Annotated in this window: 19 protein-coding genes; 17 read left to right on the top strand and 2 right to left on the bottom strand. The window is 36.1% G+C overall.

Annotation, left to right across the window (positions count from 1 at the left end; translation table 11 throughout):
- Positions 1-528: 528 nt before the first annotated feature.
- From G3A47_RS10995 to G3A47_RS10915, 17 genes are all read left to right on the top strand, one after another.
- Positions 529-1,122 carry a TetR/AcrR family transcriptional regulator gene (locus G3A47_RS10995; protein WP_166922226.1) on the top strand — a complete coding sequence of 198 codons (594 nt, stop codon included), beginning with the start codon at positions 529-531 and terminating at the stop codon, positions 1,120-1,122.
- Positions 1,123-1,378: 256 nt separating this feature from the next.
- Positions 1,379-2,524 carry an efflux RND transporter periplasmic adaptor subunit gene (locus G3A47_RS10990; protein WP_243860417.1) on the top strand — a complete coding sequence of 382 codons (1,146 nt, stop codon included), beginning with the start codon at positions 1,379-1,381 and terminating at the stop codon, positions 2,522-2,524.
- 11 nt (positions 2,525-2,535) lie between these two features.
- The gene (locus tag G3A47_RS10985) at positions 2,536-5,700 is read left to right on the top strand and encodes an efflux RND transporter permease subunit (RefSeq protein ID WP_166922223.1); all 3,165 of its coding nucleotides are present in this window, start codon (positions 2,536-2,538) and stop codon (positions 5,698-5,700) included.
- Between the two features lie 133 nt (positions 5,701-5,833).
- Complete coding sequence (locus G3A47_RS10980; RefSeq protein ID WP_166922221.1) at positions 5,834-7,252, top strand: TolC family protein; 1,419 nt, start codon at positions 5,834-5,836, stop codon at positions 7,250-7,252.
- Positions 7,253-7,565: 313 nt separating this feature from the next.
- Positions 7,566-8,171: a Crp/Fnr family transcriptional regulator gene (locus tag G3A47_RS10975; protein WP_166922220.1), complete on the top strand. Its 606-nt coding sequence runs from the start codon at positions 7,566-7,568 to the stop codon at positions 8,169-8,171.
- Positions 8,172-8,244: 73 nt separating this feature from the next.
- On the top strand, positions 8,245-8,976 hold the full coding sequence (locus G3A47_RS10970) for a GNAT family N-acetyltransferase (RefSeq protein ID WP_166922218.1): 732 nt from the start codon (positions 8,245-8,247) through the stop codon (positions 8,974-8,976).
- 340 nt (positions 8,977-9,316) lie between these two features.
- Positions 9,317-9,697, top strand: coding sequence for a DoxX family protein (locus G3A47_RS10965; protein ID WP_166922216.1), 381 nt, complete (start codon positions 9,317-9,319; stop codon positions 9,695-9,697).
- A gap of 10 nt (positions 9,698-9,707) precedes the next feature.
- Positions 9,708-9,917, top strand: coding sequence for a hypothetical protein (locus G3A47_RS10960; protein WP_166922215.1), 210 nt, complete (start codon positions 9,708-9,710; stop codon positions 9,915-9,917).
- 51 nt (positions 9,918-9,968) lie between these two features.
- The gene (locus tag G3A47_RS10955) at positions 9,969-10,478 is read left to right on the top strand and encodes a DinB family protein (protein ID WP_166922213.1); all 510 of its coding nucleotides are present in this window, start codon (positions 9,969-9,971) and stop codon (positions 10,476-10,478) included.
- Between the two features lie 227 nt (positions 10,479-10,705).
- The gene (locus G3A47_RS10950; RefSeq protein ID WP_166922210.1) at positions 10,706-11,167 is read left to right on the top strand and encodes a DUF1440 domain-containing protein; all 462 of its coding nucleotides are present in this window, start codon (positions 10,706-10,708) and stop codon (positions 11,165-11,167) included.
- Positions 11,168-11,465: 298 nt separating this feature from the next.
- The gene (locus G3A47_RS10945) at positions 11,466-12,224 is read left to right on the top strand and encodes an MlaE family ABC transporter permease (protein WP_166922209.1); all 759 of its coding nucleotides are present in this window, start codon (positions 11,466-11,468) and stop codon (positions 12,222-12,224) included.
- A gap of 2 nt (positions 12,225-12,226) precedes the next feature.
- Complete coding sequence (locus G3A47_RS10940; RefSeq protein ID WP_166922207.1) at positions 12,227-13,006, top strand: ABC transporter ATP-binding protein; 780 nt, start codon at positions 12,227-12,229, stop codon at positions 13,004-13,006.
- 18 nt (positions 13,007-13,024) lie between these two features.
- A complete protein-coding gene (locus G3A47_RS10935; protein ID WP_166922205.1) occupies positions 13,025-13,843 on the top strand; it encodes an MlaD family protein in 819 nt (272 codons plus the stop codon).
- Positions 13,844-13,849: 6 nt separating this feature from the next.
- Positions 13,850-14,338, top strand: coding sequence for a low affinity iron permease family protein (locus G3A47_RS10930; RefSeq protein WP_166922204.1), 489 nt, complete (start codon positions 13,850-13,852; stop codon positions 14,336-14,338).
- Positions 14,335-15,534, top strand: coding sequence for an NAD(P)/FAD-dependent oxidoreductase (locus G3A47_RS10925; RefSeq protein ID WP_166922203.1), 1,200 nt, complete (start codon positions 14,335-14,337; stop codon positions 15,532-15,534). Before G3A47_RS10930 ends, G3A47_RS10925 begins: the two co-directional genes overlap by 4 nt.
- Positions 15,535-15,656: 122 nt before the next feature.
- Positions 15,657-16,160 carry a DNA-deoxyinosine glycosylase gene (locus G3A47_RS10920; protein ID WP_166922499.1) on the top strand — a complete coding sequence of 168 codons (504 nt, stop codon included), beginning with the start codon at positions 15,657-15,659 and terminating at the stop codon, positions 16,158-16,160.
- Positions 16,161-16,383: 223 nt separating this feature from the next.
- Positions 16,384-16,818: a DUF6526 family protein gene (locus G3A47_RS10915; protein WP_166922201.1), complete on the top strand. Its 435-nt coding sequence runs from the start codon at positions 16,384-16,386 to the stop codon at positions 16,816-16,818.
- A gap of 235 nt (positions 16,819-17,053) precedes the next feature.
- Here the strand turns inward: G3A47_RS10915 and G3A47_RS10910 are convergent, their stop codons facing one another.
- Together G3A47_RS10910 and G3A47_RS10905 are read right to left on the bottom strand one after the other, a co-directional pair.
- Positions 17,054-18,277: a sterol desaturase family protein gene (locus G3A47_RS10910; protein WP_166922199.1), complete on the bottom strand. Its 1,224-nt coding sequence runs from the start codon at positions 18,275-18,277 to the stop codon at positions 17,054-17,056.
- Positions 18,278-18,407: 130 nt separating this feature from the next.
- Positions 18,408-19,694, bottom strand: a complete 1,287-nt coding sequence (locus G3A47_RS10905) for a Glu/Leu/Phe/Val family dehydrogenase (protein ID WP_243860416.1) — start codon at positions 19,692-19,694, stop codon at positions 18,408-18,410.
- Positions 19,695-19,782: the final 88 nt, after the last annotated feature.

Genomic DNA, 19,782 nt, shown 5'->3' with positions numbered 1-19,782 from the left:
ATATAAGAGTTATTAAGATAATTCTTTCTCCTAGAACTTCAAAAATTTGTTGGATAATATATTTTGGTTTAGAAATATAAATCGACGTTTATATTGAAAGTAGTACTTACTTTTCTAACCTCAAATTTAACCGCAAGGAGCGCAAAGGATTACGCAAGGTGTGCAAAGCTTTATTTAATCAATTCTTTGCGACCTTTGCGAAAAAAACTTTGCGCACCTTGCGGTTAAAAAACTATCGTATCAAACTGATCATCCGCAATTTTGTCATTTCGGCGAAGGAGAAATCGCAACTGTACTTCAACAAAGATTGGCGACATACTGTGTGGAGCTTCTAGTGCGATTTTTCCTTCGTCGAAATGACAATTAAATGGTAATTCTGTAAACATAGGACGTAAAAAGTCCCTAAAATCAAGCCTTTACAAACTCTTTATACCGACATAAGAAAAAACTATTATAGAAAATTGTTTTATTCTAAAAATTCGTCATACATTTGCCTAACAGTGTTAAGTAATTTAATACTCAATCAAAATGGCAAGTAAAGATCGTATTTTAAGACAAAAAGAAGAGACAAGAAGTAACATTCTTGAAGCTGCTTATGACATCGTCAAGGATGAAGGATGGCAAGGTCTTAGTATGCGAAAGATTGCCGACAAGATTGAATATACTGCACCTATTATTTATGAGTACTTTTCTAATAAGGATGCAATTTTACGTGAATTAACGGGTAAAGGTTTTAATAAATTAGCCAATGAACTGGAAGATGCTAAGGCTAAATTTGAAAAACCGGAAGACCAATTAGAAGCCATGTGGATGGCGTATTGGGATTTTGCCTTCACAGATACTGAAATGTATCAGGTTATGTTTGGTGTACAAATGAATTGTTGTTCGCAACAATGTGATGCTGCCAAAGGACCTTATAGATTATTTACTGCCGTAATTGCTGAAGTCATGAAAAACAGCAAACCAACGGAGGAAGTTATTACACAAAAATATTATACTTTTTTTTCTGTTATTCACGGTTTGATCGCAATCAACATCATTAGCAAAAGTGACGTAATGGAAACAATCAACAATCAGATCCTTAAAGATGCGATTGGTGGTATCATAAAATCAATACAATAAAAAAAATTTAATCATTACTTAACGGTGGTAAATGATTTAATAGAGTAATTTTAACTCTTTTTTTGCTCCGTTACTTAACAGTGATAAATAATTTAATACCCATTAAAAAATAGATTTACCAGGCTTTATTACATGGAGTTTTGAGCCCTTTTACTTAACAACGTTAGAAAATTTAATAACCTTAAAAATGAATTCAAATACTATAAATAATTTTTTTAAAAACGGGAATGTCCAACAAATTAAAACCAATATTAAGATGAAAAATGTAATTATAACCAGCTTTATCCTGGCACTCGTACTTAGCAGTTGTGCAGATAAATCGCAGGGTCCGGCTGCCGCTCCTGCTCCACTTTTACCGGTTTTGGCCATAACAAGCGAAAACACTACCACAGATGCTGAATATCCGGCTTCTGTACAAGGAACGGTAGATGTTGAAATCCGTCCACAGGTAAGTGGAAACTTAGACCGCGTTTTAGTAGACGAAGGTGCTTATGTTTCTAAAGGTCAATCTTTATTCAAAATAAACGAACGCCCATTCCGCGAGCAATTAAACAATGCTCTGGCGAATCAACATGCTGCCGAAGCGGCTCTAATCAACGCTCAGTTAGAGGTTGATAAATTAACTCCATTAGTACAAAACAAAGTGGTTTCTGATTACCAATTGAAAACAGCAAAAGCTTCTCAAAAAATTGCAGCTGCCAATATCGAACAGGCAAAGGCAATGGTAGCCTCTGCAAAAATCAATTTAGGATATACAAATGTTACGGCTCCGGTGAGTGGCTACATAGGAAGACTACCTAAAAAACAAGGAAGTTTGGTTTCTGCAACTGATGTTGAAGCTTTGACTACACTTTCAGATGTTCATGAAGTTTTTGTTTACTTCTCTTTGGGAGAAACCGATTTCATCAATTTTAAAGCACAATACGCAGGAAGCACAATTGGAGACAAAATCAAAAAATTACCTCCGGTTTCTTTAATCCTCGCCGATAATAATGCTTACCCACAATCCGGAAAAATCGATATGGTCGACGGTCAGTTTGACAAAACTACCGGTGCAATTACTTTAAGAGCTACTTTTCCAAATGCAAACGGAACTTTACGCTCCGGTAATACAGGAAGAATCCGTTTAGGGTTACAACATAACGATGCAATACTGGTTCCGCAATCGGCTACGATTGAAATGCAGGATAAAGTTTTTGTCTTTACCGTAAACAAACAAAACAAGGTAAACAAAATGCCAATCACAATAATTGGTAAAAACGGTACCAACTATCTGATCAAAGATGGAGTAAAAACCGGTGATCAAATTGTATTGAGCGGTATCGATAAACTTCAGGAAGGTCAGGTAATTCAACCTGAAAAACCATCGACCAAGGTTGCACAATTAACTAACAAAAAATAATTTTTACAAAAATGTTCAAAATATTTATTCAAAGACCCGTACTGGCAACCGTTATCTCCATTTTGTTGGTGATATTAGGAGTACTTGGGCTTGCAAAATTGCCTTTACAACAGTTTCCTGATATTGCGCCACCATCGGTTTTGGTAACGGCGGTTTATCCGGGAGCCAACGCAGAAACGGTTTTGCGTTCTGTGGCACCTTCACTCGAAGAATCTATAAATGGGGTTGAGAATATGACGTACATGAGCTCAACTGCAAGTAACGATGGTACATTGGCCATTACTGTTTTCTTTAAACTGGGAACAGATGCCGATCAGGCTGCTGTAAACGTTCAGAACAGGGTTGCGCAAGCTACAAGTCAATTACCGGCAGAGGTGGTTCAACAAGGTGTAATTACAGCGAAACAACAAAATAGTTTTATCATGGCAATTGGTATGTATACCGAAGATGAGTCAAAATACGACCAGACTTTTGTTGCCAATTATGCTCAAATTAATATTATTCCGGAGATTAAACGTATTCCGGGTGTAGGTTCTGCCAGTATTTTTGGTGGGGTGAAAGATTACTCGATGCGTGTTTGGTTAAATCCGACACAAATGTCAACTTACAACGTGACGCCAAATGAAGTTATGGCAGCCATACAAGACAAAAGTTTGGAAGCTGCTCCGGGTAAATTTGGTGAAAGAAGTAAAGAAGTTTTCGAATACGTAATCAAATACAAAGGAAAACTAACCAAACCCGAAGATTATCAAAACATTGCCATACGTTCTAATGCTGATGGTTCTATACTTCGCTTAAAAGATGTGGCAAGAGTTGAACTTGGCGCTTACTCTTACAACAGTTTAACTCGTTTAAATGGTAAAAAAGGAGTTGTAATTGGAATCATTCAGTTGGCGGGTTCTAACTCTAACGATATTCAGGTAGCGATTAACAAATTAATGGTTAAAGCGGCTAAAGATTTCCCTTCGGGAATAAAACACAATATTTTCTACAGTACAAAAGTATCACTGGATCAATCTATTGAGCAGGTAGAGCACACTTTGATCGAAGCTTTTATATTGGTATTTATTGTGGTATTTATTTTCCTTCAGGATTTTAGATCGACATTAATTCCGGCAATTGCAGTTCCGGTTGCGATTTTGGGAACGTTCTTTTTCATGCAGTTATTCGGATTCTCGATTAACCTTTTAACGCTTTTTGCCTTAATTCTGGCCATTGGTATTGTCGTCGATGATGCAATTGTGGTCGTCGAAGCGGTGCATGCAAAAATGGAACACAAAAAGTTGTCTCCAAAAGTAGCAACACATGAAGCCATGCACGAAATTACCGGTGCTATTATCTCCATTACATTGGTTATGGCTGCCGTATTCTTGCCGGTAGGTTTCATGGAAGGCTCAACAGGAGTTTTCTATCGTCAGTTTGCTTTCACGATGGCTATTGCGATTGTAATTTCGGCGGTAAATGCTTTGACTTTAAGCCCTGCCCTTGCTGCTTTATTCTTAAAAAGTAATCACGGTTCACATGATGAACAAACACCACATGTTAAACAAGGCTTTAAAGAAAAATTCTTTATCGGATTTAACAATAGTTTTAATGCTTTAACCAATCGTTATGTGGGTGGATTGAAATTCTTGATTCGCAACAAATGGGTTAGTTTAGGTGGATTGGCTTTGGTTACTTTTGCTACAATTGTGATGGTAAAAACGACTCCGTCAGGGTTTATTCCAACAGAAGATCAGGGATTTATTGCTATTGCAGTTAACACTCCATCAGGAACTTCTTTAGACGGAACTCAAAAAGTAATGACAGAAGCCGAAAACACTTTGAGAGGCTTAAACTCTTCCCGATTTGTTACCGCAATTTCCGGTTTCAACTTATTAACGAATTCTACGAGTCCGTCATCAGCAGTTGTTTTCGTATTGCTTAAACCTAATGAAGAACGTGGAGAGATCAAAAATATTGACGAAATCATGAATGAAGTCCGCGGAAAACTAGGTGCGATTTCAGGCGGAAGTTTCTTCGTATTTAGTTTCCCAACTGTACCCGGATTTAGTAATGTTGAAGCTTTAGATTTAGTCCTTCAGGATAAAACCGGTGGTAAACTGGATAAGTTTAGTGGAATCTCGCAAACGTTTATCGGAGAATTAATGAAACGCCCCGAAATTGCCGTAGCCTTTACCAGCTTTAAAGCAGATTATCCGCAATTGCAATTGGATATCAATGATGCAAAAGCAGATCAATTGGGTGTAAAAGTAAAAGACATATTGCAAACCATGCAGGCTTATTTTGGTAGCGCACAGGCATCTGATTTTAACCGATTCGGTAAATATTACAGAGTGGTTGTTCAGGCCGATATTGCCGACAGAGCAGATCCGTCAGCCATAGACCGTGTGTTTGTAAAAAACAAAAATGGCGAAATGGTTCCGATAAATACTTTAGTAAAACTAAGTCGTATTTATGGTTCAGAAACCGCTTCAAGATACAACTTGTTTAATTCTATTTCGATTAATGCCATACCAAAACCCGGTTTTAGCTCCGGTGATGCGATTAAAGCAATTGAAGAAGTTGCGGCACAGCAATTACCTGCAGGGTATAGTTATGAATTCTCGGGACAAACCCGTGAGGAGATTTCTTCAGGAGGGCAATCGGCAACGATTTTCTTATTGTGTTTGATATTCATCTATTTCTTACTTGCTGCACAATATGAAAGTTACATTTTGCCATTGGCCGTAATCTTATCTATACCTGCAGGTATATTTGGAGTTTTCGTAGCGATTGGATTAACCGGAATCGAAAATAACATTTATGTACAAGTAGCCCTGGTAATGCTTATCGGATTACTCGCCAAGAATGCGATTCTGATTGTAGAGTTTGCCGCGCAACGACGAAGATCAGGACAAGGATTAATTGCAGCGTCAATTGAAGCAGCCAAATTACGTCTACGACCGATTATTATGACGTCACTGGCTTTCGTAGTCGGATTAATTCCGATGATGAGTGCCAAAGGTCCATCGGCTCAAGGTAACCACTCTATTAGTATTGGTGCGGCCGGAGGAATGGTTTCGGGAGTAATACTTGGGTTATTAATTATCCCGGTTTTATTTATCGTATTCCAACATTTACAAGAAAAAGTTAGCGGAAAACCGGTAGCTGTAACTCACAACGAACATAACTAAAGAATGGAAAATTATATAACGACAGCTCTGATGATCATCATCGGCAGCATTGCCTACATCTCTTATAAAGTGTCAAAAGAACTTGATACCAGAAAAGACAAATGTCCGGAAATTTAATTACGACAAAGTAAAAATGAAAAAGTATATAACCAAAATTGTGCTGATTGCTGTTTTGATCACCACTATACTATCCTGTAAAGTCTCGAAGGATATTGAAACTCCAAAAGATGCATTGCCTGAAAATTTCAGGAGTGCATCGGTTTCAACAGATACTACCAGTATCGCTGATCTGGAGTGGAAAAACTTCTTTACAGAACAAGATGTTATTGAACTAATTGATAGTGCTGTATCCCGAAATAATGACTTGCAAATCGCTACTAAAAATATTGAAATTGCACAGTACCGATTCACACAATCAAAATGGAACAATGTTCCTCAGGCTAATCTGTTTGTGAATGCAAGCATCAATCGCCCGTCAGAAAACAGCTTTATGGGCTTCAATTTAAATCAGGCCTTGGGAAAACAACATGTTGAAGATTATTCAACCGGAGTTTCGCTTGCCTGGGAAGCTGATATCTGGGGAAAAATTAAAAATCAGAAAAAAGGAGCTTATGCTAATTACCTTCAATCTGAAGAAGTAAAGAAAGCATTGCAGACTACTATTGTTGCCAATGTATCAAAAGGATATTACAACCTCCTAATGTTAGATGCGCAACTGGAAATTGCCAAACAAAATGAAAAGCTAAATGACAGCACCACCAAAATCATTAAATTGAAATATGATGCGGGACAAGTGACTTCATTAGCCATTCAACAATCGGAAGCACAAAAATTAAGCGCTGCACAATTGGTTCCATTATTAGAACAAAATATTGCTATTCAGGAAAATGCTTTGAGTGTTTTGACGGGTTCCTTTCCCAACTCGAAAAAAAGAAGCATCATTTTAAGTTCTATTGAAGTAAAAAACAATGCCGCAATCGGAGTTCCGGCTTCATTAGTGCGCAGAAGACCGGATGTAAAAAGTGCTGAGTTAGGTTTAAGACTAGCAAATGCAAATGTTGGAATCACAAAAGCAGACTTATACCCAGCTTTAAAAATTACAGCCCAAGGCGGATTAAACTCGTTTGAAACCAGTAATTGGTTCACTATTCCGGCTTCCTTGTTTGGAACTGCCCTTGGAGGTTTGACACAACCTTTACTAAACAACAAAAAACTAAAAACAGAATATAATATTGCCAAAGTCGAAAGAGAAAAAGCAGTTTTAAATTTCAGACAAACCGTTTTAGTTGCCGTTAGCGAAGTTGCCGATGCCTTAGTGAAAGTAGAAAAATTACAACAACAGGAAACGTTTCTTCAGGATCGTGTGAAAACATTGCAGCAAGCCATTAAAAATTCGAATTTGCTTTTCAAAAACGGAATGGCAGAATACCTTGAAGTGATAACCGCTCAAGCCAATTTATTGCAAAGCGAACTGGAGCTTGCCAACCTAAAAAGAGATCAACTGTCTGCCAATACCGAGTTATACCGTGCATTGGGCGGAGGTTGGAGATAATACCCGTTTTTTAATTATTTATTTGAGTGACGCTGCAGGACTTCGGTTTTGCAGCGTTTTTTTTTGCCACAAATTGTACGAATTTGCACGAATTATTTTTTTATATAGGCAAAAATTAGTTCCTAATTTTTTGCAACACATTACATAAACTTTACAATTTAATATAAAAAGATAAAGCAATAAATAGAAAATACTCTTCCTTAAATTAACTAAAACATTAGTACAAATTCGTGCAATTTGCAGCAAAAAAAACACATCAATACACAAAATAATTAGTGTAAATTCGTGTAATTCGTGTTTAAAAACATTTACTATGAATTTTGATCAAAATAAAGGACTCCAAAGCTTAAAACGCTCTTTTGAAAGTTACGCTCCCATTTCTGAAAAGTCCTGGCAATCCATAGAGAATATCCTTGAATTTCAATTCGTAAAAAAGGGAACAATTCTATTACGAAATGGTCAGGTTTCTAAGGAACTTTATTTTGTCTGTAAAGGTGCTTTACGAACATTTATTACCGACAGGCAAGGAAACACCTATAACAAAAATATTTTTTTGGAAGGTTATTTTGCCGGTTCTAAAGCTTCAGCGCTACAGCAAATCCCTTCCGATTTTTCAATAGAGGCTTTGGAGGATTCTGTTTTAATTAGTATCAATTATAAAAAATACAGAACGCTGATTTTCGAAAATGACGATCTTAAAAATTACTATATTGCTTATCTCGAAAAGAACTGGGTAATCGAAAAAGAAAAAAGAGAAATCTCATTAGTTATGGAGAATGCGACCGAAAGATACCTGCAATTGCTTCATAAACATCCTGATATTTCACAAAGAATCCCGTTACTGCATATCGCCTCACACTTAGGTATTACACCGACACAATTAAGCCGAATTAGAAAGAATCTCGAAAAAGAGCCTTAAATCAACATATGTAAAGGTTTTTGCTTTTTTACTAACTTAACTTTGTAGTACAATCTTCCAAATTACAAAAGCAATGAAAAATAGCAATTTAGTTGAACGCAATATTGATAATCTTACCGGCTTATGGAAAACGGTCTCAACCCCTTCTCTATCCTATCACCAAAAAGATACTTTAGAATATAGCAAAATAGATCATTCGGGTTGGCCAAATAAATTATGGCTCCGTCAGGATATTTCAGAAAATGATGCTCAAAATGCGGTTGCAATACTGCGAGAAAATTCAGGATTAGCCATTCCTTATTTCGACATTTATAATAGCGACTCATACAAAATTCTGGAGTCCAAAGGTTTGATTCTAAAATCGGAACAAGTGGCAATGGCTCTAAAACTGGACCAAAAATTCACACTGGAAAAAAACCTGGGCTTTAAACGAGTTACTACAGAAAAAGATGCTGAAATCTGGGCGGATCTCTATCCAAATGCTTTTGGGTATGTTATTAGCAAAGAAATTCTTATTCAAAATCACACAAGAGTGCATTTTTATTTAGTTTCTCTCGATCAACAACCTATTGGCACCTTAATGTTTTATCTAACCGATCATTATGCAGGTATTCACGGTCTTGGTGTTATTCCGGAAATGAGACGCAAGGGTCTTGCAGAAGAAATCATGAAGTTTGCCCTTAATCTTTCTATAGATTTAAAGGCTGAATATGCTTTATTGCAGGCCTCAGCAATGGGAAAAGATATTTATACCCGATTGGGATTTGAGGACTTGTTTGTTATTAAAAACTACATCGTTGGTTAAATTTCAAATTTTTTAAATTTCAAATTCCAAAACTGGAGTGGGTGATTTTTTACAGGAGCTTTATGGACTCTGCTCCTAAATTTTCACGCAAAGTCGCAAAGCCGCAAAGAAATTCAAGTCCAACACGCAGAAACAAAAAACTTTGCGATTTTGCGACTTTGCGAGCAAAAAAACAGCACAACACAAGTAAACCTTTGCGGTTAAATTCAAACTCGTACAAAACCCAATAACGACATCTGTCGCAAATGCCCCCAAAATAGTCGTAAATGCGTATTTAATAAGAAGAATAAGATTAGTAGATTTGTAACTCATTAATCAATAACCATTTAAACAAATCCTTATGAAATCAACCAAAATTATCTTCTGGACTACTACTATTCTTATCTTTTTATTTGAAGGTGTTATGCCCGCACTAACTTCACAAACTGAACTGGCAAAAGAAGGCATCCGCCATTTGGGTTATCCGGAATACTTTGGAAACGCTTTGGTCGTTTTTAAAATCTTAGGCGTTTTAATCTTAATCATTCCGCAGGTTCCGGCACGTATCAAAGAATGGGCTTATGCCGGTTTTGGCTTCGACTTTATATTTGCTTCCATAAGCCATTTTGCGGTTGATGGAATTGGTTTTCAGGCCTTTTTCCCGCTAATTGTTTTTGCGGTTCTGATACTTTCTTATCTTTCGTATCATAAACTGGATCGATTTAAAAGAATTGCGTTATAAATCATTATTTATGATTGAAGTTTTTAAAACAAATGTTCAGGAAGAAGACCAATCAAAACTTATTGTTGGAAAACTTCTTGAGCATTTTCCAAACAGCCTGATCAGTTTTGATCTGGAAGACTGTGATAAAATTCTGCGCATTCACGGTTCCTCCATTTCAAATACAAAAATTATAGCTCTTTTAAATTCACACGGCTATTGGTGTGAAGCCTTATTGTAAGCAAAAAACGCAATACATTAGTTTTCTAACTCTTAATTTAAAATTTAAAAAATGAAAACAGCACTTCAGGAAAATATCGTTACCACCTTTAAAAAACTGAATACTTCACTTTCTTCCTTTTCTGAAAGTGAATTGAATACCGTTCCTTTTGAAGGTAGCTGGACCGCAGCGCAAGTCATCAGACATCTTATTCTGGGCTGTTCCGGTTATCCCGAAATGTTTGAGGGAGAAACTGAAAAAACAACAAGAAAACCGGATGAGAAAATAAAAGATATAGAAGCTCTTTTCTATAATTTTGAACTAAAGATGCAGGCCGCCGACTTCTTGACTCCTGAGAATATAGAGTATAACAAAAATTCATTAACTTTAGCTCTGTTAAAAATAGAAGAGGAATTATTAAATGTCTCAGAAACGTATGATCTGACCTTAACCTATCAGGATTTTGAACTTCCGGGTTTTGGTAAATTTACCTTTTATGAATGGATTAATTTCGCCCTTATTCATATTACAAGGCATCTTAGACAATTAGATACCATCTCTAAAATAGTGATAAAACAGTAAGTCAACGTATTGGGCGTACTAATTTTTTAACACATAGACACATAGTTTTAAAAACGAAGTAAAGGCGTTTCACTTGTTTAAATCATCATAGCTTGACTATGTGAAATGTGCCTTTTTTGTACTCCTTATAAGCCAAAATATAGGCTTGCATGAGTGAAGTACAATTTTTACGAATTGCGCCCAATAGTATAAAATAATAGCTGTTCAATCTAAATCATCTTTAATATATGAATTCAAAAGTCGGAACTGTTTTTTTATCAGGATTAATTGCCGGAACCTTAGATATTCTTGCTGCAATTATCATTTACGCTCTTATTCTACAAAAAACGACACCCATAAAAATTTTACAATCTATTGCCAGCGGTGTTTTCAAAAAAGAAGCGTATACGGCAGGCCCCCAAATGGCTTGGTATGGACTTGGTTTGCATTTCCTGATTGCATTTCTTTTCGCCTGGTTTTACTTTACTATTTATCCGTACCTACCACTCTTAAAAAGGAGCGTTTTTGCCTCCGGAATATTATACGGTATTTTAGTTTGGATCGTAATGAATCTGGTTGTTTTACCAATCGTATTCCCCGTTTTACCCGCAAAAAGTCTGGACTTCCCTACCTTATTGTCCATCCTAATCCTAATATTCTGTATTGGACTCCCGATTGCATTTGTCACTAAAAAATATTACAGCAAGTAATTATTCGCTAAACCAGCACATTTCACATTTTACATTTTACATTTCACATCTTACATCTTACAATATACATTTTACAATATACACCTCACAATACCCCGAAAGCCTCTCAAGCACTAATAATTGAGAGGCTCTCTTATTTATACGAATCTCTACGATGTAAATTATATAAACTTCCCAAAAAGTTCTGTAATATTTTTCGTCTATTACCAAGCTAACTTTATTATGATCAATAATCTAAAAGTAGTTTTTAGTTAAACGATGCTTTTAAGTTTAGATACAATAACTAAAACAACGTATTTTGATTCTCACTTTAAAAAATACATTCGAAGAGGTAGGAAATGTAACATTGTTTGCGGGCAGGTTTTTTAAGGAAATTTTTATTCCTCCTTATGAACTCAAAGAGCTCAGAAAGCAATGTTATATTATGGGTTATAAATCCTTACCGCTTGTTGTTATTACAGGGTTTATTATGGGTTTGGTGCTTACGCTTCAATCCCGCCCGACCTTGGCAGAATTCGGAGCCCAATCCTGGTTGCCCGGAATGGTAGCACTTTCCTTGATACGCGAAATTGCCCCGGTTATTACAGCTCTAATTTGCGCCGGAAAAATTTCATCGGGTATTGGCGCCGAACTTGGATCGATGAAAGTGACAGAACAGATTGATGCCATGGAGGTTTCAGCTATAAATCCGTATAATTATCTGGTTGTAACACGCATTTTGGCTACGACTTTGATGGTGCCGCTATTGGTCATTTTTGCGGATGCTGTCGGGATTCTTGGCGGCTATATCGGAATCACCATTCACGATGATATCAATTTGAATCGTTTCCTTACCCAAATTTTCGAATCATTGAACTATTCCGATCTCATTCCGGCCACTATCAAAACATTTTTCTTTGGTTTTTTTATTGGAATGATTGGCTGTTACAAGGGCTTTAATGCTGTAAATGGAACCGAAAGCGTGGGGAAAGCCGCAAACTCAGCAGTGGTGACGGCTTCATTGTCCATTTTTATTATAGATATGATTGCTGTACAATTAACTGATTTAATCTTTTAAAAATGATCGAAGCAAAAAAACATAGCAAACCTGAAGCAAAAGAGAAAAATCAAACTCCGATAATCGAGATCAAAAACCTATGCAAAACATTTGGTAAAGATAACGAGGTTCTGAAAGGCGTCAATCTTACCGTAAACAAAGGGGAAGATTTAGTCATTTTAGGCCGTTCCGGTTCCGGTAAATCGGTAACAATAAAATGTATCGTTGGTTTGATTGAACCCGATCAGGGCGAAATAAAAGTATTTGACGAGAACGTTTTGCATCTTAAAAAAAAGGAACTGAACGAAATCAGAGTCCGAATTGGTTTTCTGTTTCAAAGTGGAGCATTGTATGATTCTATGTCGGTTAGAGAAAATCTCGCTTTTACCTTAAAAAAACATAAAAGAGATTTAACCTCTGAAGAAGTGGAAAACGAAGTTATGGAAGCTCTTGATAATGTAGGGCTGAGTGATGCAATAGATAAAATGCCTTCTGAATTATCGGGTGGTATGCAAAAGAGAATTGGTCTGGCCCGTACTCTTATTTTAAAACCTGAAATTATTCTTTACGATGAACCTACAACTGGATTAGACACGATAACTTCAAGAGAAATAAGCGAATTAATACTTGATATCAAGCACAAACGCAAAACAACGTCTATCATCATTACGCACGATATGGCTTGCGCAAAACTCACCGCTGACCGCATTATGGTACTAAAAGAAGGTCTTATACATGCCGAGGGCACTTATAAAGAATTAGAAAAAAGTGAAGATCAATGGGTAAGTTCTTTCTTTAAATAAAACTAAAAAATAGAAATCATGGCAAAGCAATCTGGATATACTTGGAAATTAGGAATGTTTGTAACAATAGGTTTGTTGCTGTTTATACTTGCCATTTATTTTATTGGGAAACAAAAAAACCTGTTTGGCAATACCTTCAGAATAACCTCTGATTTTAAAACCGTAAGCGGTTTACAAGTGGGGAATAATGTTCGTTTTTCGGGAATAAACATTGGTACAATCGAAGAAATCCGATTGATCAATGACTCTTCTGTTGTGGTGGGTATGGTTATAAAAGATGAAGTTCGTGAATTTATAAAAACAGACGCTCGTGCCAGCATTGGCTCCGATGGATTAATGGGAGACAAAGTGCTTACCATTTCTCCCGGTGTACGTTCTCAAAAAGTAATTCAGAACAATGGAAAAATCGCTTCAATCAATGGAATCGAAATGAACGACATCATGAAAAGTGTCAAAAAAAGCGTTGATAATGTAGGCGTTATTTCTGAAGAACTGGCAATTTTCAGTCATAGTATGAATAACGGAAACGGAGCTTTGGCCCGATTGGTAAGGGATGATAAAATGGCAAACAGCGTTTCTAATACACTCTCTAATCTCGAAACCGGAACGAAAGGTTTTAGCGATAATATGGAAGCAGCCAAAAGCAACTTTCTGTTTAGAGGCTATTACAAGAAAAAAGAAAAGCAAAAAGAGAAAGAACAAGAACAGCTAAAAGAAGAAAAACAACAGAAAGAAGATAAAGAAAAAGAGCAAAAGGAAAAAGAACAAAAAGCCAAAGACGAAAAGCAAAAAGAAGAGGATGCTAAAAAAACGGATGCTGAAAAAAACAAAAAATAAATTGCGATGAAAACTAAAAAACAGAGTAACACCAGTGCATTCGAAAGATTTGCATCACAGGTTTCAAAGGCAGCAGGAAGTACAACTGCTTTTATTAGTGCTTTCACCATTGTTGTTGTCTGGGCTGTTTGTGGTCCTTTTTTCGATTATTCCGAAACCTGGCAATTAGTGATCAATACCGGGACAACGATTATTACCTTCCTTATGGTTTTTCTTATTCAGAAAGCGCAAAATAAAGATTCACTGGCTATTCAACTCAAATTAAACGAATTGGTTGCTTCCAACGAATATTCCAGTAATAGCCTCGTAGATATTGAAAGCATGACCGAAGAAGAAATGATCATCGTGCAGAAATATTACCGCAGACTTAGCGAACTGGCTAAAAATGAAGAAAGTGTACGAACCTCACACTCTATCGCAGAAGCACACGAACAACACCAACGAAAAGATAAAAACAGAACCAAAATACGCACCCCAAAAAGCACAAAAAAATGAAGCTACGTTCAACAGAAACCTTTTGGCCATTAAAACACGCAATGAAAATAAGTTACCCCTCTATAAGTTCCGATTTAGAAACGGAAATTTTAATTATTGGTGGAGGAATTACCGGAGCTTTGATTGCATATAAACTCATAAACGAAGGAAAAAAAGTCGTAATGGCTGACCGTCGTGATATTTGCAACGGAAGCACTGCTGCGAGTACGGCACTATTGCAATATGAAATTGATATTGCATTGCATGAATTAATAAAAACCAGAGGTTTAGAATGTGCAATTGACAGTTACCGGAACGGAAAAAAAGCCATTTTTGATCTCCGGGCGATAGTCGATACTATAAAAAGTGACTGCCAGTTTGAATTCAAAAAAAGTATTTATTTCTGCTCCTTAAAAAAGGACCTTCCGTTTCTAAAAGCAGAATTCAAATGCCGGAAAGAAAATGGTTTTGATGTAAGCTGGCTCGAAAAATGGGATCTTGAAAGGTTGGGATTAAATGCACTGGCCGCAATAGAATCTAAAACTGCAGCGGTTATGGATCCCTATCAATTTGCTCAGGACTTAATTCGCTATTGCGAAAAAAAAGGTATGCGTATTTTCGATCGCACAAATATTACGACTATACAAACTCAAAAAGGAAAACTTATTGCGCATACTGAAGAAAAATACAATATTATTGCAGATCATGTTGTACACTGTAGCGGTTATGAAAGCACCGAGACGCTCACAGAGAAGGTTGTTGATCTAAAAAGTACTTATGTAATTGCTTCGGAAAGCTTTCCGGAATTGCCAAAATATTTTAAAACTGCTATATTTTGGGATACTTCATCTCCGTATTTATATTTTAGAGGGACACAAGACAACCGAATCATTATGGGTGGCGGAGATGAGGAATTTAAAGACCCGAAAAAACGGGATAAACTACTCCCTAAAAAAGAACAATTTCTATTGAACAAATTCCAAAGAAAATTTCCCAAAATACATTTCAAAATAGATTATTCCTGGGCCGGAACTTTTGGTGAAACCAAAGATGGTTTACCGTATTTCGGAAAACCAAATCCGAATAAAAATGAACATTACGTTTTAGGTTTCGGTGGAAACGGAATCACCTTTAGTACCATCGGAATGAACTCCATTCTACATTCGATTGAAGATAAAAAACATCCTGATTTACAGTATTACAGATTTGGAAGATAGTCTTTTGCAGAGGCAGGACAACAGCATTTACACTGTACATTTAGTTCTATTTCTATGTGTAATAATTTCTTTTAAATGATTATCTTAACCAACTTGTTTTCTATTAAATTTCAATGAGATACATGAAAAGTTTTTCGTTCCCTCCCTTTAGCTCTGCTCAGTCTAACGTTTTGATTTTAGGGACAATGCCCGGAATAAAATCTTTAGAACTCAACCAATATTATGGCCATAACCAAAACAATTTCTGGAAATTTTTATTCCTGATTTTAAAAGAAGACTTTTCAAATGATTATGAAACCAGGAAAGCACTTTTGCAAAAAAACAATATTGCCATTTGGGATGTTCTACAATACTGTGACAGAGTTGGAAGTCTGGACAGCGCCATAAAAAATGAAGTTGCCAATGACTTCGAATCCTTTTTAAAGGAACATCCAAAAATTACAACCATTCTTTTTAACGGGCAAAAAGCTGCTGCATTCTTTAAAAAATATGTTGTTCTTGAAAAATCATATCAACTCATTACACTCCCATCATCGAGTCCCGCAAATGCCGGTAAAACTTTCGAATCAAAATTAGACGAATGGAAGGTTTTAATTTCGCTCACAAATACCCCTACCGATATTTGAATTCTATAATATTATCTTATTAAAGTATAATAATTACATCGGGCAATCCGATAATTTTACCAAAAGGTTTTTGAGGTATTTGAATTAGGATAACTTTCGGTTGTTTTAATGTCCAACTGAAGATTATAATATAAAATACCGGAAGTTAGTTTATTTAAAAAAAGCTATTCTTTTATTAGAATAGCTTTTATACTTTTGGGTTTATTTTTTTAACCAAATAATTATGAAAATTCAAACATACCGTAATCATATACGGTTTTATACCCCTCATCATTTTATATATTATCCAATTCTAATTGGTCTTTTAACAACCAGTATTTATTTTACCTGCACCACAGAGGACAAGCTAATCTGGGCTTTTATAAGTAGTGGCTTTGCCTTTTTATTCTGGCTTGCCTATATGCTTCGACAACATTATGCTTTAACCTTACAAAACAGAATTATACGACTGGAACTTCGCTATCGCTATTTTACACTTACAGGAAATCGATTCGAAGAATTCGAATATAAACTAACCGACGATCAGATTTTTGCTTTGCGCTTTGCCCCCGATAACGAGTTAATACCACTTGTTGAAGACACTCTAAAAAATAATCTGACAGGTGCTGCCATAAAAAAAGCAATCGTACACTGGCGAGCTGATTATAACAGGGTTTAAAAAAATCAATGCAATGGTAATGACAATGGCAATAAAAAATAGAAACTCAGAATTACGATCTATATATTCCGATTGATATTACCATTACTCCCCTTTCCGTTTAATCTTTGTAGCTTTGAATCTTTGTACCTCAGAACCTCTACAACATGGAAGAAAATTCCAAAAAAAATTAAATATAAACCGGACAGGTTTTAAAAACCTGTCCGGTTTGTTTGTTTATAACAATTCTAAAAATTTACTCCGAAGTTTCTAATTGAAGAACAACGTTCTGATAACGCTTACTTAATGAAAATAATTGTTCAGCGAAAATCATAACGGCAAGCGGAATAAAGAAAAAAGAAGTTAAATCTTTCTCATATAAAAAGTAAACCGCAATCATATAAATCCTGGCATACTCCAAATAATAAATCCATTTTCTTTGTTCCAGTAAAGCACCACAATTCACTAAAGTAATTAGGATAAAGAACAGTACAAAAACTTTATCAAAAGTGTTTAAAAATTCAAAATAATAAGTGAAAACAGTCAGAATCACCGTTGAAACTCCCAATTGAATATAAAGATAATTCTTAAATCGTAGGCGTTGATTTGGATTGGCTTTGTCCTGCAGAAAACGTTTTTCCAGTATCGGGCGTATGTCCTGGTCCATGTGGGCAGGGCTTCCAAAAACGGCCTTCCATTTTTCTTTGAATCCTGTCGAGCGCTTCCATAATTCGTAAATTTCAAAATAATAATGAAAGTGCTGCCACAAAAAGCTATAGCTTTTAAGCGGATGCGTTAATCCATATTTGGGTTTTTCCTCTTCGGTTTGAAAAGTGCCGAAAAGCCGATCCCAAAAAGTAAACATGTCCCCATAATTTTTATCCAGATACTTTTCATCAGAAGCGTGATGAACCCCATGAACAGAAGGCGTTACAAAAATATACTCCAGCCATTTTATCTTTCCTATGAGCTGTGTGTGCGTAAAAAAAGAATAAGCGCCATGAACAATCAGCATGGTAATTACCATTTTAGGATGAAAACCTATAAATGGAAGAATACACCAAAACCCCGTTCTGATAATCGCCTGAAAAGTGGTAATTCTTGCCGCCGCAGTAAAATTAAATTCTTCACTGTGATGGTGAACAATATGCGCTGCCCAGAAAAAATTGACTTCATGACCCAATCGATGATACCAGTACCAAACAAAATCGGTGGCGAGAATTAAACCGAACCAAACAATAATAGTTGAAGGAATATCAAAAATGCGATAGTGATCGTATATGTAATCATACAACTGGTAAAAACTTACCGCAATAAATAAATTGATTAATCTTTCCGCAATACCAATACTAATATTCGAAACGGAGCTTTCGTAATTGAAAATTTCAGGTCTTTTTCTTCGCTGCACTATTTTATATTCAATAAATAAAAAAAGGAAAAAAGCAGGCATTGCAAAGGCAAGAAAATTAATATGTTCCATTTTAAAAATTACTTTAATGTATTTATTTATCATTCAAAAAGAAAATATTTTCACCAATCGACACAACGTCTCACTACAGCATTGTATCAATTGATGAAAATTATCTAACTCACATTTTCAGAGTCGATTTTTAATTTTGCTTATATTTCACAACATCCAATGCGACTTCTTTTACCGATTGTGTAACGGCTACTTTTTGCAAAGCAAGTATATAAGCTGCGATACGTGGTGTAACATTGTATTTATCTGCTGTTCTGAAAACAGTATCAAAACTCTTCTCTAGTATAACCTCCAGACGGGTATTTATCTGATGCATTCTCCACGATTCTGAAAGCGAATTCTGAAGCCACTCAAAGTATGAAACGGTAACCCCACCTGCATTGGCCAGAATATCCGGAACAACCAACACCTTATTATCATGCAAAATTTTATCAGCATCTGAAGAAACAGGGCCATTTGCACCTTCCACTATAATTTTTGCACGGATAGCATTGGCATTCTTTTGCGTGATCACGTCCTCTTTTGCGGCCGGAATCAATACATCAACATCTAAAAGCAATAATTCTTCATGCTGAATCACAACCGAATTCGGATAACCTTTTATGCTTTTATTATTCAAATTATAATACAAAATAAGCTCCGGAATATTGATCCCTTCCGGATTGTAAAAAGCTTCAGAGACATCACTAACTGCTACTATTTTCAATCCCTTTTGGAACAAAAACAAAGCCGAATGCAAACCAACATTACCAAAACCCTGAATAGCAGCACTTGCTCTTGCAGGTCTGATTTTCAATTTCTCAAGCGCCAGCAGACTAATAATGCTAACCCCTCTTCCGGTAGCTTCTACTCTACCCAACGATCCCCCTGAATGCAGGTGTTTTCCGGTAACAACAGCATGAGTTTTCTTACCGTGCACCAATGAAAATTCATCCATTAGCCACCCCATTTCATCTGGGCCAGTTCCCATATCCGGTGCCGGAACATCTTTTTCAGGTCCAAAAATATCTGATAAAGCTTTGGTGTAAGCTCTGGTTATTTTCTCTAATTCCGCTTTAGAATGTTTTCGGGGATCACAAATGATTCCGCCTTTTGCCCCTCCAAACGGGATTCCCGTTACGGCAGATTTCCAGGTCATCCAGGCTGCCAATGCCTTTACTTCATCAAGATTTACCGCTGTATCATAACGGATACCTCCCTTTGACGGACCTAAAGCCGTATTATGAATTACGCGATAGCCTTCAAAATTCTGAACTTCTCCATTGTCTAAAACGATCGAAAAATTAACAACAATCTGTTTTTCCGGACGTTGCAATTTCTGCCTGATCGATTCTTCTAAATTAAGAATATCGGCTGCGGTATTAAATCGATCAATCATAGATTGAAAGGGATTCTGTTTAATTATTTCAGTGCTCATTTTATTTATCTTTTTATTTGGGTTATGTTTTCTGCTTTAAGTAATCAAAGTCAGAAAGAAGTTTCTTTTACTATTCAATTTAGCTCAG

The organism is Flavobacterium poyangense (assembly GCF_011751075.1).
Taxonomy (GTDB): Bacteria; Bacteroidota; Bacteroidia; order Flavobacteriales; family Flavobacteriaceae; genus Flavobacterium; species Flavobacterium poyangense.
This window is presented reverse-complemented; position numbering and strand designations above follow the sequence as displayed.

What these genes read in the sequence shown, in the direction of transcription:
- G3A47_RS10995 (WP_166922226.1), top strand. Translation starts at nt 529, where the DNA reads ATGGCAAGTAAAGATCGTATTTTAAGACAAAAAGAAGAGACAAGAAGT.
- G3A47_RS10990 (WP_243860417.1), top strand. Translation starts at nt 1,379, where the DNA reads ATGAAAAATGTAATTATAACCAGCTTTATCCTGGCACTCGTACTTAGC.
- G3A47_RS10985 (WP_166922223.1), top strand. Translation starts at nt 2,536, where the DNA reads ATGTTCAAAATATTTATTCAAAGACCCGTACTGGCAACCGTTATCTCC.
- G3A47_RS10980 (WP_166922221.1), top strand. Translation starts at nt 5,834, where the DNA reads ATGAAAAAGTATATAACCAAAATTGTGCTGATTGCTGTTTTGATCACC.
- G3A47_RS10975 (WP_166922220.1), top strand. Translation starts at nt 7,566, where the DNA reads ATGAATTTTGATCAAAATAAAGGACTCCAAAGCTTAAAACGCTCTTTT.
- G3A47_RS10970 (WP_166922218.1), top strand. Translation starts at nt 8,245, where the DNA reads ATGAAAAATAGCAATTTAGTTGAACGCAATATTGATAATCTTACCGGC.
- G3A47_RS10965 (WP_166922216.1), top strand. Translation starts at nt 9,317, where the DNA reads ATGAAATCAACCAAAATTATCTTCTGGACTACTACTATTCTTATCTTT.
- G3A47_RS10960 (WP_166922215.1), top strand. Translation starts at nt 9,708, where the DNA reads ATGATTGAAGTTTTTAAAACAAATGTTCAGGAAGAAGACCAATCAAAA.
- G3A47_RS10955 (WP_166922213.1), top strand. Translation starts at nt 9,969, where the DNA reads ATGAAAACAGCACTTCAGGAAAATATCGTTACCACCTTTAAAAAACTG.
- G3A47_RS10950 (WP_166922210.1), top strand. Translation starts at nt 10,706, where the DNA reads ATGAATTCAAAAGTCGGAACTGTTTTTTTATCAGGATTAATTGCCGGA.
- G3A47_RS10940 (WP_166922207.1), top strand. Translation starts at nt 12,227, where the DNA reads ATGATCGAAGCAAAAAAACATAGCAAACCTGAAGCAAAAGAGAAAAAT.
- G3A47_RS10935 (WP_166922205.1), top strand. Translation starts at nt 13,025, where the DNA reads ATGGCAAAGCAATCTGGATATACTTGGAAATTAGGAATGTTTGTAACA.
- G3A47_RS10930 (WP_166922204.1), top strand. Translation starts at nt 13,850, where the DNA reads ATGAAAACTAAAAAACAGAGTAACACCAGTGCATTCGAAAGATTTGCA.
- G3A47_RS10925 (WP_166922203.1), top strand. Translation starts at nt 14,335, where the DNA reads ATGAAGCTACGTTCAACAGAAACCTTTTGGCCATTAAAACACGCAATG.
- G3A47_RS10920 (WP_166922499.1), top strand. Translation starts at nt 15,657, where the DNA reads ATGAAAAGTTTTTCGTTCCCTCCCTTTAGCTCTGCTCAGTCTAACGTT.
- G3A47_RS10915 (WP_166922201.1), top strand. Translation starts at nt 16,384, where the DNA reads ATGAAAATTCAAACATACCGTAATCATATACGGTTTTATACCCCTCAT.
- G3A47_RS10910 (WP_166922199.1), bottom strand. Translation starts at nt 18,277, where the DNA reads ATGGAACATATTAATTTTCTTGCCTTTGCAATGCCTGCTTTTTTCCTT.
- G3A47_RS10905 (WP_243860416.1), bottom strand. Translation starts at nt 19,694, where the DNA reads ATGAGCACTGAAATAATTAAACAGAATCCCTTTCAATCTATGATTGAT.